We start from the raw sequence: 16585 nt of genomic DNA, 5'->3' as shown, positions 1-16585 counted from the left end.
ATCCAGAAGACCCCAGTGCCGGCACGCGCAAAGTTCCATTCTCCCGTGTGCTCTACATCGAGCAGGATGACTTCCGCGAAGTTCCGCCCAAAGGCTACTACCGCCTCTCTCCCGGACGTGAAGTCCGCCTGCGCTATGGCTACTTGGTTACATGCACCAGCGTGGTGAAGGACGAAAAAACCGGCGAGGTTATCGAAGTCCACTGCACCTACGACCCCGCTACGCGCGGCGGCAACACGCCTGATGGACGCAAAGTGAAATCAACCATCCACTGGGTCTCCGCCGCCCATGCTCTGGATGCCGAGGTGCGCCTCTACGAAACCCTGTTTACCAAAGAAAACCCTAACGACGTTGCCGAAGGGCAGGATTTTACCGCCAACCTCAATCCGCACTCACTCGAAGTCGTGAACAACGCCAAACTCGAACCTTCGCTGGCGGGCGCAAAGCCGGGTAGCCGCTTTCAGTTCGAGCGTCTAGGATATTTCTGCGTAGATCCCGATTCCTCTTCCGGGAAACTGGTCTTCAATCGGACCGTCGCCCTGAAAGACACCTGGGCCAGGATCGAGAAACGCGAAAAAGCTTGAGAGAGAATTCGAGAAACTGTGCAGGTTTGAAACTTGTGTGGCACAGCCGTCCCCGGCTGTGAATCCGTGAAAATCCGTGTTCATTCCGCGGCAAATCTTTGTTAAGCGTTGCAGAAACTTAAGCCGGTGCCGGACTAATCGGCTGCGCTCCACCCATCTCCGGCGCAGTCGGCCACAGGAGCTGTCCCAGCCGCTGATAGCGTGCGCCGACATAACAGAGCGCATATGATTGGAAAAACACCGCCATCGGGACAGACAACATTCCTGCAATAAAAAGCCAAAGGCCAAACAAAATAATTCCGGCAATCACAGCCAGAAAAACCCCAATGATCATCCCTGCTTTGCCTGTCGCCATGAGGGCAAAAAGTGCCACAAACAAAATCACCGATGGAATGATAAGGATAAAGAGTAAGAAGAGCGAAATAATACCCAGAATAATTCCCAACGCAATGGCCAGCACAATTTTCATCCCCAGATAGCCTGCAGCCGAGCCTTTGTCCCGCAGGAGTGTGGGTTTGTAGATCTGCCAGGCTTGTGCCACTGAGACATCTTCCAGGGCCATAATGGGAACCAGAAAATCTTTGACGATCGTAGTAACGGTCCAGGCAACCAGCACAAGCACAAACAACACCATCACCAGGAAGAAGACACTCAATACCAGTAGGGCAATATGCTCACCGGCATGACCGAAGATTCCTGCCTGCCAAAGCCCAAGAAGAGGCAGCCCCATAAGAACGAACAGCACCAGCAGCATCAGCAATTGATAAAGAATCAGCCAAACGAAGTACCGTGTGCCGTAGGCGTTGCGGCGGCTCCAGCTTTTAAGAATCCTGCACTGCCCGCTCAACACCGAGTCAAAAAGAATGAAGCGGAATACGCTGTGCACGTACATGAGTACAAAGATCAGCACCACCAGGGCCAGGGCGCCCAGCAGGATCCACGGCAGCATTTCCCGGAACACCTCCGCAGGGCCCAAAGCTAAGAAATGTCTATTGGTCTGCCCGCCGCCGCCCCCGCCTCCCATGGGCACGTTGAAATTGAAGCTCGACCCGCTGAATTCTCCGGCAAAGACTGCCACGATGGCCATTCGCCACCAGAACGAAAAGCGGTAAGGCTTGAACAACTGCACTTTCGCCCGTTGCATGGCAGCGCTTATCGAATCGAACACAGAGAGCGAGTTGGGCGGCGCAGCCAAAGTAATCTCTGAAGCAGAAATGATTGGGAGCTACACGTTACTGGCAGGAAACGAAAAAGTCAATGAGTGGCTTGCTCGCGAATGAAAGAGTGCAACAGTATTAAGATGTGGCGCTGGCAATCCGGTCTTGATCACGGTCTTTGATCTCTTCACTCATTTCACCGCGATCGCCCTATGCCCCTTCGCCAACACCCGCCCAATTTCTACCGCGGGAACCTTCTTGCTCTGCAATGCCGACGTGAGTTTTGAAGCATGAGCAGCAGCAACCGAAATCAATAACCCACCCGCGGTCTGGGGATCATAAAGCAGCGCTTTGCGTTTCTCATCAATCTGCGCGTCGTATTCCACCACGCACTCGGCAAATTCGCGATTTGCCTTCAGTCCGCCGGGGATGTGCCCCCCGCGCACGCACTCCAGCGCGCCGGGGAGCAGCGGTACCTTTGAAGCCGTAAATTCCAGGCTCACGCCACTGCCCAATGCCATCTCGCGCCCGTGGCCTATAAGGCCAAAGCCGGTGACATCGGTCATAGCGTGAACTTCGAAATCCCCGCTCGCAATTACCTCGGCGGCGTCTCTGTTTAATGTAGTCATGGAAGCGATCGCGGCATCAATCCACGCCTGCTGCGCCGTCTGTTTCTTGATAGCGGTGGAGATCACTCCTGTACCCAGCGCTTTGGTGAAAAGCAAAATGTCGCCTGGCTTGGCGCCCGCGTTGGTCAGCACTCGCTGCGGATGTATCGTCCCCGTTACCGCATAGCCAAACTTGATCTCAGGATCGCGAATACTGTGCCCTCCGATCACCGTGCACTTGGCTTCCATCATTTTGGAGAGGCCGCCGGCAAGAATGCGCTCTAGAATCTCCAACTCTCCCTTTTCGGGAAAGCACACCATAGCGAGTGCGCTCAGGGGGCGCCCGCCCATGGCATAGACGTCGCTGAGGGCATTGACGGCAGCGATCTGGCCGAAGGTGTAGGGATCATCCACGACAGGAGTGAAAAAATCCACAGTCTGCACCAGGGCATTGTCCGGCGCAATTTGATACACGCCGGCATCGTCGGCTTTATCAAAGCCAACCAGCACATTCGCGTCTTGTTGCCGGGCTAATTTCCCAAGCACCGTGTCCAGCGCCGCCGGACTCAGCTTGCTCGCTCAACCCGCAGCTTTCACCGACTCCGTCAGGCGAAAGGGTTTTGTTTCTTGCATGAAATTCATTCTATCGTTTCGCCGGATTTTTGGAACAAGAGTCCCGGCTGTGCAAAGATTCGACGTGGCAGGATTTTGGGTTCGTTACACAGCTATCTTCGGCCGTTTCTAGCGAACATCCCAGCAGCTGGTGGAATTTTTGCTTGGCTGCTATTTGATTATAGACTCGCACAACGTGCATAGTAGACAAGTCCAGATCGTACAACTTGAACATTCCCATGCTGTCGCACACGGAAACCGGCACGACCCGAGCTGCAACTAAAATTCGGTTCGAATCTTTCAACCACGCGACGGAGCCCGTATTTGGCGCCATGGGTGGTTCACATCGTACCGGATGGCCAAATGCATTGAAGATCGTTGGGGTAATGTGTATCTCTTTAACCCTTGCCTGCCGTATCCATCGGTAAACTCGAGTGTAAACACCAAACCCAGATGCTCCGTCCCAGGTTGTTACGGCAAAAGCTTTTGAATCCGGCGCCCACAGCAGCTCCGCACCTGTTCCCTCAATTCGAAACTTGGAAGTGTATGGGCCATGGCGCAGGTTGAAGTACAGCCACTCATGTTCATCATCCACAATAAAATGTATTTGGATATTCTTTTTCCCGTCCGGCGATGGAATGGGGACGAGGTTTTATCAGTTGTATCAAGTTTCAAATTATGAACACTGCCAATAAAGACCGTTCCTGATTTGGAAAATTCTGAGTTGTCATCACATGAATCGGCAGTCTGCGCCAGCAGTGTAAGTCTGCAACAAACGAGGAAAACCGTAAGCAGTAGAAGGCTGACAAAAACTTTCATTGGGTTACTGTCTCCATCACCTTCAGCTCCGGCGCCTGTTGGTTCCAGTCGGAAGAAACGTGGCTGAGGGTCAGGCGAAATTCGCGCTGTTGCTGCGGTTTAAGCGGAGAAAGTTGCAGATCAATCGCCTGCGGATAAGGCCCGCTGCGCTCTAATACCTGGAGCGGCAACTCTTCTTGTTGCACAACCTGTCCCATGGAGTCCTTGAAAACCGCCTCCACCGTTGCGCGGGTCACGGTCTTGTCGCCGGTATTCGCCATCTGGCCTTCGATATAGGTCACCGTCCCGCCCACGAAATTTTCCGCCTGGCTGAGCTTCACGTCCTGCAATTGAATATGCGCCGCATAAGCGGAAGGCACGTTCGTGCCGGGCTTTTGCGGCTTATGGGAAACCAGAATGAACAGCCCAACCATCACGGCCATAAACACAAAGCCAATGATGATTGCCGGCCCAGGAGTCCGGTTCTCTTTGGGCGGCTCGGTTTTGAATTCGATCTCTGGTTGCAGTGGATTTTGCTCGTCGGCCATCAGCCGAATTGTACTAAATTGCTTACATGTGGCCGAAAACATCCCTGAGGGCATTCTGATTACTAAGAGCTAAGGGCCAAAGGCTGATAGCTAAAAGCTTGTTTTTGGCAACCGAAAACTCGGAACCGGCAAATTGTTCTTAGTTGAAACTGGCTCAAACCCATGATAGTTATTGCTGCTAATGGATGCCCTGCAAAACAGCTTTATTGAAAGACAAGTCCGTCGCGCCAACCGCAATCTGTTGCTGGTCAATCTGGTGTTTCTGGCCATTTTGCTCGCCGTTGTTGGTTTCAACTACCGCTATGCCCTGAATTTTGTTCGCGGTCCAAAAGACATCAGCGCACAGGATCTATTGGCGGTCCAGAACCCCGAAGATCGGCCACAGTTTTTTGTGAAGGTCAACGGTGAAAAGTTGCTGGCCACTGGTTTTCAGCACGTCGAGCAGAAGGTTGATGAGTCCACCAACAAAGTCGAATCGGAAACGGTGAAGTACGATTACAAGGCTTTGAGGATTGGCTCCCGCCTGCTCTTGGTGAAGGCCCCGGGTGCGGCTACCGCGACTGCCTATTCCGGCGCGCTCCAGAAAGATTCCGAATCCACTGATGTGATCGCCCAACTCGAGCAGTCAACCCCTGAGATTAAAGGGATGTTCCTGCCGTTTGTTCTCGATACGGTGGATTACCGCGATGGCGGCTATTGGGGGCTGGGAATCGGGATTCCTGTACTGCTTTTAGTTTTGTGGAACGTTAAAAAATGGCTCACCCGGACTGCCGACCGCTCCGCTCACCCCATTATCAAAAAGCTTCGGAGCTACGGCGAGCCCGAGCAGCTCAGTTTTGAAATTGAAAACGAGATAGCTCAGGCGCCGTTGTCTGTTGGCTCTGCACTTATCACCCGCTCCTGGATTTTTGCGCCCAATTATTTCGGACTCAAGATGGCCAGGCTGGGTGACGCAGTGTGGATCTACAAGAAGGTGACCAAGCATTCCTATAATTTCATACCGACGGGAAAAACTTATTCTGCGCTCTTGTGGAGCCGCTCCGGAGAAAGCCTCGAAATCGCTATGAAGCAGAATAAAGTGGATGAAATCATTCAGACCGTTGCCCAGAGCGCGCCTTGGGTAATCGCAGGATTCAACAACGACATCCAGGCGCTGTGGAACACCAATCGTGCCGCTCTGTTCCAGGCTATAGATGAGAGAAAAGCAAAACTCTCCGGCGCACAATCCTCATCCGCTCATGCCTAAAAGAATTGAGTAATCGGGTAATTGTGTAATTGGAGAATTGTGGAGTAATTCCCAATTACCCGATTCTGCAATTACTCAATCGCTTTCTACTCTCCCGCTACCGTCATGCCTTCAATCCGCAGCGTAGGCGACGCCACTGAGCCGCGAAATTCCAGATCGCTTCCAATCTCAGCGATGTTGCTGAACATTTCGCGCAGATTGCCAGCCACGGTAATTTCTTCTACCGGGAATGTCAGCTCGCCATTTTTGATCCACAGCCCGGAGGCGCCGCGAGAAAAATCTCCCGTGACCAGGTTCACCCCGAAGCCCAGGAATTCGGTGACATAAAGGCCGTCTTTGATTTCGCCAATAATGGCTTCCGGTTTCCTGGTGCCTGGCTGGAAAAAGAAATTTCCTCTGCCAATTCCCGGAGTACCCGCCAGCCCCCTGGCGGCATTGCCGGTGGTGGCCAAGCCCAGCTTGCGTGCGGTGTAAGTATTAAGCAAATAAGAATTCAGCAGACCTTTTTCAATGACGACGGTGCGTCGCGTGGGCACGCCCTCGCTGTCACACGGAGAGGTCCCAAAACCCCCAGGCATGGTGCCGTCATCCACGATGGTCACATTTTCGCCAAAAACTTTTTCTCCCAGCTTACCGGTCAGAAACGAGGCGTGACGATAGATTGCGTCGCCATTCACGGCATCGAAAATTTCATTCAGCAGCGCGCCTGCAGTCTGCTGGTCGAAGACAATGGGAACTTTGGTGGTAGCGACTTTGCGCGCACCTAAGCGGCGCAACGCACGCTGGGCCGCGGTCTTGCCCACCGATTCAGGGCTCTCCAGCTTCTGCAGCGTGCGCGCCACCGAGTACCAGTAGTCGCGCTGCATGGCCGCGCCTTCGCTGTGCGCAATCGGTGCTGCGGAAACCGAGCAATACGAACGCCGGAATTCGTTCACAAATCCCAGCGAGTTGGCCAGAATTTTTCTTCCCGTGGCGGCATCAAAACTCCCACCCTCCGAGTTGGTGATGCGCGTGTCGGCGTCCAGGGCCGCTTTCTCGGCACGCCGGGCGCAAGCAATGCGGTCTACGGTGGAGAGGGAATAGACGTCGTCATAGTAGAGTTGCAGGTCGCCGGGAATAGCCCCAAACTGCTCGGGCTCAGGCAATCCCGCATAAGGATCTTCCGATGTGACGCGCGCCAGCATCAGCGCCGAGCTCACCATCTGCTCGATCCCTTCGCGCGATAAATCACTGGTGTACGTGGAAGCTGTCCGCTTTCCCAGAAAGACACGCAGACCAGCAGCTCTGGCTCCGGCTTCTTTCAGCGTCTCCACCTCGCCCAGTCGCACCAGCGTAGAAAACTCGCTGCCCTCGCTGATCACGGCTTCAGCGGCGGTGGCCCCACGTTGCATCGCCTGTCGCACAATATCAGCGGCAAGCTGCTTAAAATCGGCTTCGGTCTGAATTCTATCCTGTACTTCTGCTGTCTTCATTCAATCACTTCCAATAAACTCAATGACCCGATCACTCAATGATCCGATGACCGTATCTGCGTGGTAAAAATTATGAAATGATTTTCTCCGCGCCTCTGCGTCTCCGCGGTTAATCCTGAAGATTTACGACCCCGTTCCCCCCACTGTCAGCCTGTCCACCTTCAGCGTCGGGATTCCCACGCCCACGGGCACGCTCTGTCCATCTTTGCCGCAGGTGCCAATACCTTCGTCGAGTTGCAGATCATTGCCCACCATGGAAACCCGCGTCAGGACATCCGGACCGTTACCAATGAGTGTGGCATTGCGCAGCGGTGCGGTGATCTTTCCATCTTCGATCATGTAGGCTTCTGACGCCGAAAAGACGAACTTGCCGTTGGTGATGTCCACCTGCCCGCCGCCAAAGTTCACCGCATACACTCCGCGCTTCACGGATTTAATAATGTCCTCCGGCGAATCCTCGCCTGCCAGCATGTATGTGTTCGTCATGCGCGGCATCGGAATGTGCTCGTAGCTCTCCCGGCGTCCATTGCCCGTGTCGGCAATGCCCATCAGCCGGGCCGAGAGCTTGTCGCTGATGAAGTTTTTCAGGATCCCCTTTTCAATCAGGACCGTATTCTGCGTAGGCGAGCCTTCGTCATCCACGTTGATCGAGCCGCGTCGCGACGGCATCGAGCCGTTATCAACGATCGTGCACTTGTCGCTGGCCACTCTCTTGCCCTCGAGTCCGGCAAAGGCCGATGTTTTTTTGCGGTTGAAGTCAGCTTCGAGGCCATGCCCAATGGCTTCATGCAGCAGCACTCCCGGCCAACCCGGTCCCAGCACAACTTCCATCTCGCCGGCCGGCGCCTCGCGCGCGCCAAGCTGTACAATCGCCTGCCGCGCCGCTTCGCTGGCGAAGTGCTCCGGTGTTTTTTCTGTCTGGAAGTATTCCAGCGCCACGCGTCCGCCGCCGCCGGCTGATCCGCGCGCGGGAACGTCGCCATCTTTGGCGATGCACAGCACGTTCATCCGCGCCAGCGGCTGAAAGTCGGTGGCAAAAGTTCCGTCAGATCCAACCACTAAAATGCGCCGCAGCTCGTCCGCATAGCTGGCTCGAACCTGGAAGATGCGCGAATCATATGCACGCGCCGCTTTGTCAGCTCGCATGACGAGGTCTAATTTCACGGCAACGTCCGCATCCACCGAGGGCGTATGCACCGGATAAAGGTTGGCGCTCCCCTTTTCTTTCAGGCTGACAACCGGGTTCTTCGACGGCCCGCTGGCAATCAGCGCCGCCGTGCGCGCCGCGTGCAAGATCTTCTCCGGCGCCAGGTCGTCCGTGTATGCGTAGCCGGTGCGTTCGCCCGAGATGACGCGCACTCCGCACCCGGCCGAGATGCCCTGCGACGCCGACTTCACCATGGATTCATCCACGCTCAGCGCCGTCGAGGTCAGGTATTCAAAATACAGGTCGGCATACTCGCCTCCCGCGCTAAGGGCGGCCGCCAGGTATTGCTCCAGGTCGCGCTCGCTTAACCCATAATGGTCAAAGAAGAATTTTTTTCTACTGTTATCCATGTTTGCTCGCATTTGTGAGGATATAGAGATTGGATGCCCCGGGCCACCGCCACGATTCCATCCCAAAGTTTGATTATTTCATGAAACCGCCCTGACGTATCGCCGGCATCTTCAAGTTGCGAATCCTCGGGCATTTCTCAGAGCCTTGACCCGTTACAATGATCCGTGTTCATCCGCGTTAATCCGCGGCGAAAACCTCATGCAGCCCGAATCCCTCCTGCGCACCCTCGAAGACTTTCTGGCCGAATCTCCCGCCGCTCTGGTCTTTGAAGATGGAGAGCCGATCTTCGATCTGGCCGTTGCCCATTACTCTGTCTCCGCCGATCACGGCAAATGCCTGTTGCATCTCTGGTCTGATGAGCGCAATACCGTGCGCCGCGTGCTGGATGCTGAAACCAAAAAAGGTGCGTTGCTGCTCTCCGTGCAACGCTTCGGCCAGCGGAAACCCTCGCGACTGGAAATCCTGCGTCACGGCGATCGCCGCACGCCCCAGGCCCGCACTGTAGGCCGCCGCCAATACTGCAAATTGCTGCAAAAAAGTTTGCAAAAGCAATTTCCCGATTTAACCTCCACTTCGCTCACCTCAGCCATGGATCTCGAGCGCTCTTTCAGCCCGGTGTATGCCCGAGGTCTTCTCCGCCGCGGCAGATCGGCCTTCGCTGTCTTTGGAGTGAATGCTCAGGAGCTGCAATCATCTATAGATGGTGCGCTGACCTTCGGCCTGCTGTGGCTGGAACATTGCCGTACCAAAGAGGCCGCGCGCACTGTCGTCGAAGGATTAAAGCTGTTTCTCCCGCCCGGCACCAGTGCCGTCGTCCGCGAGCGCCTGGCCTGCCTGAATCATGATCTGGCCAAATTTGAGTTGTATGAATTCAATGAAGCTGAGCAGAGTCTTCAACTGCTCGATTGCCGCGATCGCGGCAACATCGCTACGCACTTGGTAAAGTGTTTGAACCCGGCTGCAGCTAAAGAACGCCTCAAACCGGCCGTTGACCGCGTGCTGTCTCTGGTTCAATACCCCGGCAAAGTGCAGCTTGTGGCGGTCTCCGCGAGTGAGATCGCCTTCCGTTTGCACGGTTTGGAATTCGCCCGCGCCAAAAGCAAAGCGAGTGATCACGAAATTACGTTTGGCACGGGCCCAAATGAAACCGTCTTGAACGGCGAAACCGAAAAACTCTTCGCACATCTTCTCAGTAGGCTTGTTGAAACCCGGCTTGCCAACGGCAATCACAACCATGCTCTCTGGCGCATGCAGCCCGAGCGCTGGCTGGAATCGCTCATCGTCAAAAATGTCGCAGCTCTCGATTCCTCGTTCGATCCCAGCTTTGTCTACTCTCAGGTCCCGGCATTTTCCGCCAGCGACCGCGCCATGATTGATGTGCTCACCTGTACTCGCGAGGGCCGCCTGGCCGTGCTGGAGTTAAAGGCCGATGAGGATATTCACCTCCCGCTCCAGGGACTCGACTATTGGGCCCGCGTGCAATGGCACCACCTGCGTGGTGAGTTCACCGTCAACGGATATTTCGCCGGCAAAGACCTATCTCCTCAGCCGCCGCTGCTCCTGCTGATCTCTCCCGCCCTACGTGTTCACCCCGCGACCGACACTCTGCTGCGCTATCTCTCCCCCGAAATTGATTGCACATTACTCGGCGTGGACGAGCGCTGGCGCGACGGTCTCCGCGTCGTTTTCCGCAAGCGGGCGGAAACAAGAAATCAAGCGCACGCTTAAGCGGCAAGTCTAAACTTCTTCTTCCCGCGTCCGCGCCAGCCAATACGCCCGATGTGCTTCATCGCTGCCGGCGGTCTCGGCTTTTTCTCCGCGCAGCACCCGCCCGATGCCGCGAACGATTCGCCGCAGCGGAAACTCGCCGCGTTCGTCGGTCAGGAAGAGTTCGCCGGTCTTGCGGCTGCGGTAATACCAGCGTTTCAGAATGGCCAGATGCTCATTCAGTTCGATGGCTGATGCCGGCTTGGTTTCGGAAATCCCCGCCACGCACTCGGCAATGCGTGACTCCATCGAGCGCGGAGAAGGTTTTTTCGTCGCACCCACCCCCGGTGCCGATGCAACTTCTGTTTTCTCCTCAACTGTAAAACTCACAGGCTCGGCAATCACACCCCGTATGATCTTGAACAGTGACACTGCACCCGTCTCTGCGCTGGGCTGCACCATGACCGCGTTCAGCTTTTCCATGGACCGGGCAATCTCGGGCAGCGAGGTTGCTCCCAGAATTCCGTGCAGCTTTTCCATGCGAGTGTGAATTGCGGCTGCCGCCTCAAACTGCAGCTCGGTAGAAGCCTTTTCTCGCTGCTCTGCCAGTTCGCGCTCCAGCGATTGCCCGCCGCTCTCCAGGAAATCACGCACGCGTTCGACCTCGCGGCGGTATTCATCGTCGCTGCAGCCTTTGAAACACGGCGCCAGGCACATCTTCATCTCCGAGTACATGCAACCGGGGAAGCTGGGGTCGGGGTCCAGCTCGAAGTCGCAGCGCCGCATCTTAAAAAAGTCGAGCGCGTCATTCAGAAACTTTTCCGCCGACGCACGTGAGGCAAAGGGCCCGTAGTAGCGCGAGGTGCTATTCAGCCGCCCAATGCGCCGCGTAACGTAAGCACGCGGATAAGGATTCTCAAGGTTTAACTTGATGAGCGGGGCAAAGCGCAGCTTGAGCCGGTCACGGTAATTACGGGGAAATTCCTGGCGCAGTATTTTGTACAGCAGAAATCCCGACTCGAAATCCGAGCCCGTCAGTGAGTATTCGATGGTGCGGCAGCGCTCCCGCAGATTCAGCCGTTTGCTGTGCTCTTCCGGCGGACTCAGCAGCCTGGTAAGCCGCCGTTTGAGATCGGACGTCTTGCTGACGTAAGGCTCGCTGCCCGCTTCTCCGCGCAAAATAAAAACCGCCGGTGCAGCCGGGATTCCCGCCAAGAGCACCGCATCGCCTTCAGGAGCGAACTCAATGCGCCGTGATAGCACAGTTTCATTCTAGTGCCTTCGTAAAGCACAGACGCTGCCGCCAATGGGAATGGCTGGGGAGATACCTGACAATTTTTGCGTCCCCCCACCATTGCTTAGAGTAGCGGACGCGGCCCTAAATCCTTAGCAATCAATCTCTTACGACTAAGACCGAAGTAGTCAGTACTCAGAAAGAGCAACCGCAAAAAACCTTTCGCCGCGGATGAACGCGGATTTTCGGAAGATCAGGGGAGCCCCCACTTGCTGGCAGGTATTTGGAGTGCCAAAAACCGCGTCTGACCCGCGTCATTATTGGCGAAAATTGAGTTGGGGTGGGGGACTTGCTGGTAGTCAGTTGCCGGTTGCCAGTATCCAGTTGCCAGAGGAAGCAGTTGACCGAGAGCTGGTTTCATCCGAGTTGATAAATTACGCCAGCCCAGCAGGTTTTCAAAGAGCTAAAGGACTACAAAGCCCCGCATTCTTGAATGCGTAACGTATTTCTAAGGGCTCCGCAACGCTAGGCTGCTGCGCCCTCGCCAACTGCTCGCGCTCATCCGGCGCTCGCATTGGGCTCACCCTAAACACACGTCTGGCACAATTATGACCCGCAGTTTCTAAGGAAAGCAATATTTTGATATCAGAGTGATATCAGTCAGCATTCAGCACTCAGCACCCAGAAAAAAGCAACCGCAAAAACCTTCGACGCAGATGAACGCAGATTTGAAAAAAGTTCTCGGGACCATCTCACACAGCTTGAAAGCCCTGCATTTCTGCAGGGCTTCTTTTAACTGACTGCTTCATTGCCGGAACGGTTTAAACCGCACTTTGATCGTGTCGCTTACAGTATTGTCTGTTGTGGTCGAGTCGTTTGTGTTGCTGGCCTCAGCAGCAATTACCATGAACGTGCGCACACTACTGAACAGCGGCCTCACATTGAGCGTGAAGACCGCATTGCTGCTGGCCGCGAGCACAGGAATGCTGCACTGTATGGTGTTACCGCTCGGCGGGTTGCAAGTATCGCCTGCTCCAGGTGTACCGACAGAATCGAGTTCAAAGGGTCCGGCACTCGTGCTCAGGTTGAGCGCAACCTGTGCCGGATTGGTGGCGTCGTGGTTAGTCACAGTCACGGTGAATGTCAGTTGGCGCCCAATTGCAGCCACAGGAACATTGGGCGAGTGTGTGATGGTGACGCCGATGTCAGCCGTCACTGCGGTAGTGCCGTTCACAATTTGCGCCAGCGCCGGGGACGAATTGCTGCCGGCAGAGAGCGGGTCTCCACTGTATACGGCTGTAATCGAGTGGCTGCCGATAGCAAGAGCATTTGTAGTGAAAGTTGCTGTTCCGCCCGAGAGTGTGCTTGTTCCCAGGGTTGTGCTTCCATCCACGAAGGTCATGGCGCCGGTAGGTATGGCGGAACCGAATGTGGGAGTCACATTTGCCGTGAATATAACCGCGGTTGCAAAGGCCGAGGGGTTGGCGGAAGAGATGATCGTCGTCGTTGTCGGGCTCGCTACCGTCACGACGGCGCTCGCCTGTGCGGTTGCTCCTTTAGGGTCTACCACTGTAAGCAGCACGTTCGTCCTCCCTGCGGGATACGGTCCGGGAGGCGACTGTGTGATCGTAAGCGGGTCTCCATCAGGATCAAACGATCCATTGTCTATGCTGGCATTAGCGGTTCCACCCCCACCGGCGACTACCCTCACGTCGTGGACTACGGCCACGGGCACTTGATTGACGTTGCAGTTGTAGGCGCATGCGGGAATCTGCAGGCTGTAGTTGGTTCCAATCCCTGTGCCCGTCGGACTCGAGTCAGCCACCACAAAAGTGTAGGGAGTCGAGGCGGTGACGCTGGTACTGCAGGCCTGGCTGACGCCGACGCCGCCCGTATCACCCACATAATTCAAGGCAAGGTTGCTAGGAACAAAATCAGGAGAATAAGTACTTCCGGTCAGAAAAACAGCATTTGTCACTCCAACTTTCAAGCACATGGACTGGCATGCGGTGAAGGTGTAGGAATCGAAGATTCTGGGACCGACCGGGAGCGTTCCAGGGAATGGCTTCGGGAGCGCGCATGTGCTCGCCGCCCCGTTGCGAAACAATCGGTTGTTTTGCGTACCGGTTGCCGTGGTTATGCCGGGTACAGGAGGCGGCGTCGTGCCCAGGTTGTTGTTAAGAGTGGTTATGAGCCCGATGGGGATGCTGAAGTTCAACGCCCTGGGCGGACCTCCTGTGTAAGCCAAAGTAAGCGTGAAGTTAATGGCCGGCTGGCATACATTGCTTCCCACCGTGAAGGTCAGCGGACCCAAGTTATTGCCGATCCCACTGCCTGCCGCGAGGTCGCTGTAGGCAGTAGTGTTCGGCAGTGTGACGGTTATTCCCGGGGTCGAGGTTGTGAGCGTCGCAGTAATGCCGGTAGCGTCTCTGACTCCCGTGAGGTTCCTCAATTGGATCGTGAGTGCGGCTCCTTCGCCGGCTTCGATGACGCCATTGCCGTTGCCCGGGTTCTCGCTTGCGATGACCGCTCCCAATTCAGGATTGGCAAAGCCGAGCAGACCCAGCGAGTTCACCGCATCATAAGCCATAACGATGCCGCTGCCGGAATCGCGATCGAACCCCGGGCTCATAATGTCAATCGCCGTGCTGGTCAACGTGCTTCGTATTTGCGCCTGGGTCAAAGATGGTTTCGCGGATTTGACCAACGCTGCCACCGCTGCCGCACTGGGCGCTGCTGCCGAAGTGCCGAAGAATGGACTTCCGAACCCTCCCACTCCGGTCACCGAGACGCCATCGGCAGCGGTAATATCTGGCTTGTTCAGCACAGCGCCACCTGTAGATGTGAGGTTTCCCGGAGTGATGGACGATGAATCTCCATTGAAAAATATGTGGCGGGGCCCATCGGAGGTGAACAACTCCACCTGGTTGGTGGAATTGAAGCGATTGGGGAAAGGCCCTATCGGATAACCGATGCTGAATGCTGCCGCCGCAGGTGTGGCCGCGACCGTATAAGCTCCGGCGGCCGCCGAGTGGCCATGCGTTTCTCCCGCCGTGGCGACCGCCAGTCTGCCACGTATGTTGGCCAAGTGGAAAAACCGGTTATTCGCTCCGGCTTTCTGGAAGACGACAATGCGGCTCGCGTTAGGCTGCAAGGACACCTGCTCGAACGGATCCTGGGTTCCGTTCTGGATGTTGGTAGAGGAAGCCAGAATAGTGCTGCTTGTGGAATCGAGCAGGTAGAGGTCGTAATCATTGTTAGAGCCGCCCAGAGGGTCGGCCCAGAACAGATCAATTGGAGAACCCGGCCGGGTAATGGTGTCATAGGGCGTGCTGCCAAAATTGTGGACGTTACCGGCGGGCAAAGGAGGGCTGGAGGCCACCGGGTTAAAGTCGCCTTCATAGGTGCCCGAGGTGCCATCATCCAGGTTGCCCTCGTTTCCAGCGGAAGAGAAGTATAGTGCGCCGTCGGCGACCACGTCATTGACCGCCTGAATAACCACGCCACCGTTGGTCGTAGAGAGCACAGTTGGCGCCTGGCCTTCCTGGAACGGGGTTTCGACGAAGTAAAAGACATCATCAACAATGATGTCGCAACCGGCTGCTCGCAGGTCGCGGATGTTCTGCGCAAAATTGGTGATGGTCGGGAGCGCTGTGGCGAAGTATAGGTTTGCGCCTGGCGCCATGTCGTAGATGATCTCCATCATGGCCGTGCCTTCATCGCCGGAGCCGGTTTGTCCCGCCAGCACAGTAACACACGGCGATGCCCCACTTCCGCAAGTCGGGGGCAGATCGCCGGTGGCCTGGCTCGCGGCCAGGCTGGTGACTCCGCTGGATAGAACGCCAATCTTCAGACCGCTTCCATTGATTCCGAAGACGCCCCGCGCGTCGAAGGCGCGGTGTGTCGCATCGCCTTCCGTGGTAACACTCCCTTGTCCTGTGTTTATGATTCCCAAAACGGGTAGCATGGATAATTGTTTTCGCAGGAGAGCTGCCCGCTGTTCGAAGCCCGGGGCCACGGCCCAACGGTGCAAGGCACCGTTCTCCGCCGCGCCCTCATGTGCGCTCGCCCCGTGCGTCATAGCTTCTTGCTTGGGCCAGATAAAGATGACATCCGGCGAGGCGGCAATATTTTCCATCTGGTCCGGAGGAATGATCGCGCGAATGCTGCGCAGCGCCGGGTTGGAATACAGAACCAGGGCTCCCGCAGAGTTCAGTTGTTGCAGCAACCGGTCGGTAACATGCGCGACGATATCCACCACCACATTATTGTTCTGGTCGAGATCAATGCCGGTGTAAAGGTAAGGCACGCCGGGCGCAGCCGGCTTTCCCTGCAGCATCCTTATCGTATAGAGAACGTTGGAATCAATTTTCTGCTGCGCTGGGGTACGCGAGTCTTTCTCTTGCTCCAGCGCCTGGATCTGCTGCGCTGCGGCCGTGCTCATCCCAGCCGGGCCCGGACGCCGCGCTGCCGCTGTCGGCGCCGCCTGTTCTGGCGGCACTTTAGGTTGAAACTTGTGGAATTTCACGTCTGTGTCTGTTGTATCTGTGTCTTGTGCGACTTGGGCGCGCACCGAGACGATTGCTGTCATCATGAACAGGGCGAGAACGATTGTCGAAGACAGCCAGAATGAGCGAAGTTGCCGCAGCAATATCATCTGTCTTACCTCTGGTTGCAGGGACATATAGTTTGATGGTTGCGCAGCTCAATAGCAGCTTGGGACGTGCCGGACAACAGCGGAGAGTATTACTTGACCCTATCTACTATCGGTCTACGTAAATGCTGGGAAGGTACAGGGGACTATAGCGATGCCGCCGAGAGTTGTCAATGCAACTTGGCGCGCCACCTGTCCCAAGGCTTTCCCTAAATAGAACGCTCTACTTAACGAAACTTGCAGCCGTAACATGAAAATCTCGGGCCCCGCCGTTCGGGCGTCTTTTAACTGACTCCGGAGCCGGCAAACGCTCACTGCCGGAACGGCTTAAGAAGCTGCGGCGCCTCAAGATTGAAGACGCCGCAGTCGCCTTTCTCCTACTTTCTACAACCATAGAACGCGGCAGT

General features: G+C 55.9%; 10 protein-coding genes. 3 read left to right on the top strand and 7 right to left on the bottom strand.

Going from position 1 to position 16585, the window contains the following annotated elements:
• Positions 1–584: hypothetical protein (locus VK738_06080; GenBank protein HTD22200.1), on the top strand; the 584-nt coding region annotated here is incomplete at its 5' end.
• A 118-nt stretch (positions 585–702) separates the two neighbouring features.
• Here VK738_06080 and VK738_06075 read toward each other — a convergent pair.
• From VK738_06075 to VK738_06065, 3 genes are all read right to left on the bottom strand, one after another.
• Positions 703–1728 carry a hypothetical protein gene (locus VK738_06075; protein HTD22199.1) on the bottom strand — a complete coding sequence of 342 codons (1026 nt, stop codon included), beginning with the start codon at positions 1726–1728 and terminating at the stop codon, positions 703–705.
• A gap of 204 nt (positions 1729–1932) precedes the next feature.
• Complete coding sequence (gene selD, locus VK738_06070) at positions 1933–2982, bottom strand: selenide, water dikinase SelD (protein HTD22198.1); 1050 nt, start codon at positions 2980–2982, stop codon at positions 1933–1935.
• A gap of 794 nt (positions 2983–3776) precedes the next feature.
• On the bottom strand, positions 3777–4307 hold the full coding sequence (locus VK738_06065; protein HTD22197.1) for a hypothetical protein: 531 nt from the start codon (positions 4305–4307) through the stop codon (positions 3777–3779).
• A 181-nt stretch (positions 4308–4488) separates the two neighbouring features.
• On the opposite strand from VK738_06065, the gene VK738_06060 reads away from it, so the two are divergent.
• Positions 4489–5553, top strand: a complete 1065-nt coding sequence (locus VK738_06060) for a DUF6709 family protein (GenBank protein HTD22196.1) — start codon at positions 4489–4491, stop codon at positions 5551–5553.
• 86 nt (positions 5554–5639) lie between these two features.
• Here VK738_06060 and VK738_06055 read toward each other — a convergent pair whose 3' ends face one another.
• Together VK738_06055 and tldD are read right to left on the bottom strand one after the other, a co-directional pair.
• The gene (locus VK738_06055; protein HTD22195.1) at positions 5640–7025 is read right to left on the bottom strand and encodes a TldD/PmbA family protein; all 1386 of its coding nucleotides are present in this window, start codon (positions 7023–7025) and stop codon (positions 5640–5642) included.
• Between the two features lie 123 nt (positions 7026–7148).
• Positions 7149–8582, bottom strand: a complete 1434-nt coding sequence (gene tldD / locus VK738_06050; GenBank protein HTD22194.1) for a metalloprotease TldD — start codon at positions 8580–8582, stop codon at positions 7149–7151.
• Between the two features lie 199 nt (positions 8583–8781).
• On the opposite strand from tldD, the gene VK738_06045 reads away from it, so the two are divergent.
• Positions 8782–10311 carry a hypothetical protein gene (locus VK738_06045; GenBank protein ID HTD22193.1) on the top strand — a complete coding sequence of 510 codons (1530 nt, stop codon included), beginning with the start codon at positions 8782–8784 and terminating at the stop codon, positions 10309–10311.
• A gap of 9 nt (positions 10312–10320) precedes the next feature.
• On the opposite strand, the gene VK738_06040 is transcribed toward VK738_06045, so the two are convergent.
• Together VK738_06040 and VK738_06035 are read right to left on the bottom strand one after the other, a co-directional pair.
• A complete protein-coding gene (locus VK738_06040; GenBank protein HTD22192.1) occupies positions 10321–11553 on the bottom strand; it encodes a hypothetical protein in 1233 nt (410 codons plus the stop codon).
• A 776-nt stretch (positions 11554–12329) separates the two neighbouring features.
• Positions 12330–16208 carry an Ig-like domain repeat protein gene (locus VK738_06035; GenBank protein ID HTD22191.1) on the bottom strand — a complete coding sequence of 1293 codons (3879 nt, stop codon included), beginning with the start codon at positions 16206–16208 and terminating at the stop codon, positions 12330–12332.
• Positions 16209–16585: the final 377 nt, after the last annotated feature.

The sequence above is a fragment of the Terriglobales bacterium genome (assembly GCA_035487355.1).
Lineage (GTDB): Bacteria > Acidobacteriota > Terriglobia > Terriglobales > Acidobacteriaceae > QIAW01.
Note: the sequence above shows the minus strand (reverse complement) of the source record. Positions and strands in the feature narration are given on the sequence as shown.

Excerpts from the sequence above, each read along its gene's own strand:
- VK738_06075 (HTD22199.1), bottom strand. The coding sequence starts at position 1,728 with ATGCAACGGGCGAAAGTGCAGTTGTTCAAGCCTTACCGCTTTTCGTTC.
- VK738_06065 (HTD22197.1), bottom strand. The coding sequence starts at position 4,307 with ATGGCCGACGAGCAAAATCCACTGCAACCAGAGATCGAATTCAAAACC.
- VK738_06060 (HTD22196.1), top strand. The coding sequence starts at position 4,489 with ATGGATGCCCTGCAAAACAGCTTTATTGAAAGACAAGTCCGTCGCGCC.
- VK738_06055 (HTD22195.1), bottom strand. The coding sequence starts at position 7,025 with ATGAAGACAGCAGAAGTACAGGATAGAATTCAGACCGAAGCCGATTTT.
- tldD (HTD22194.1), bottom strand. The coding sequence starts at position 8,582 with ATGGATAACAGTAGAAAAAAATTCTTCTTTGACCATTATGGGTTAAGC.
- VK738_06045 (HTD22193.1), top strand. The coding sequence starts at position 8,782 with ATGCAGCCCGAATCCCTCCTGCGCACCCTCGAAGACTTTCTGGCCGAA.
- VK738_06035 (HTD22191.1), bottom strand. The coding sequence starts at position 16,208 with ATGTCCCTGCAACCAGAGGTAAGACAGATGATATTGCTGCGGCAACTT.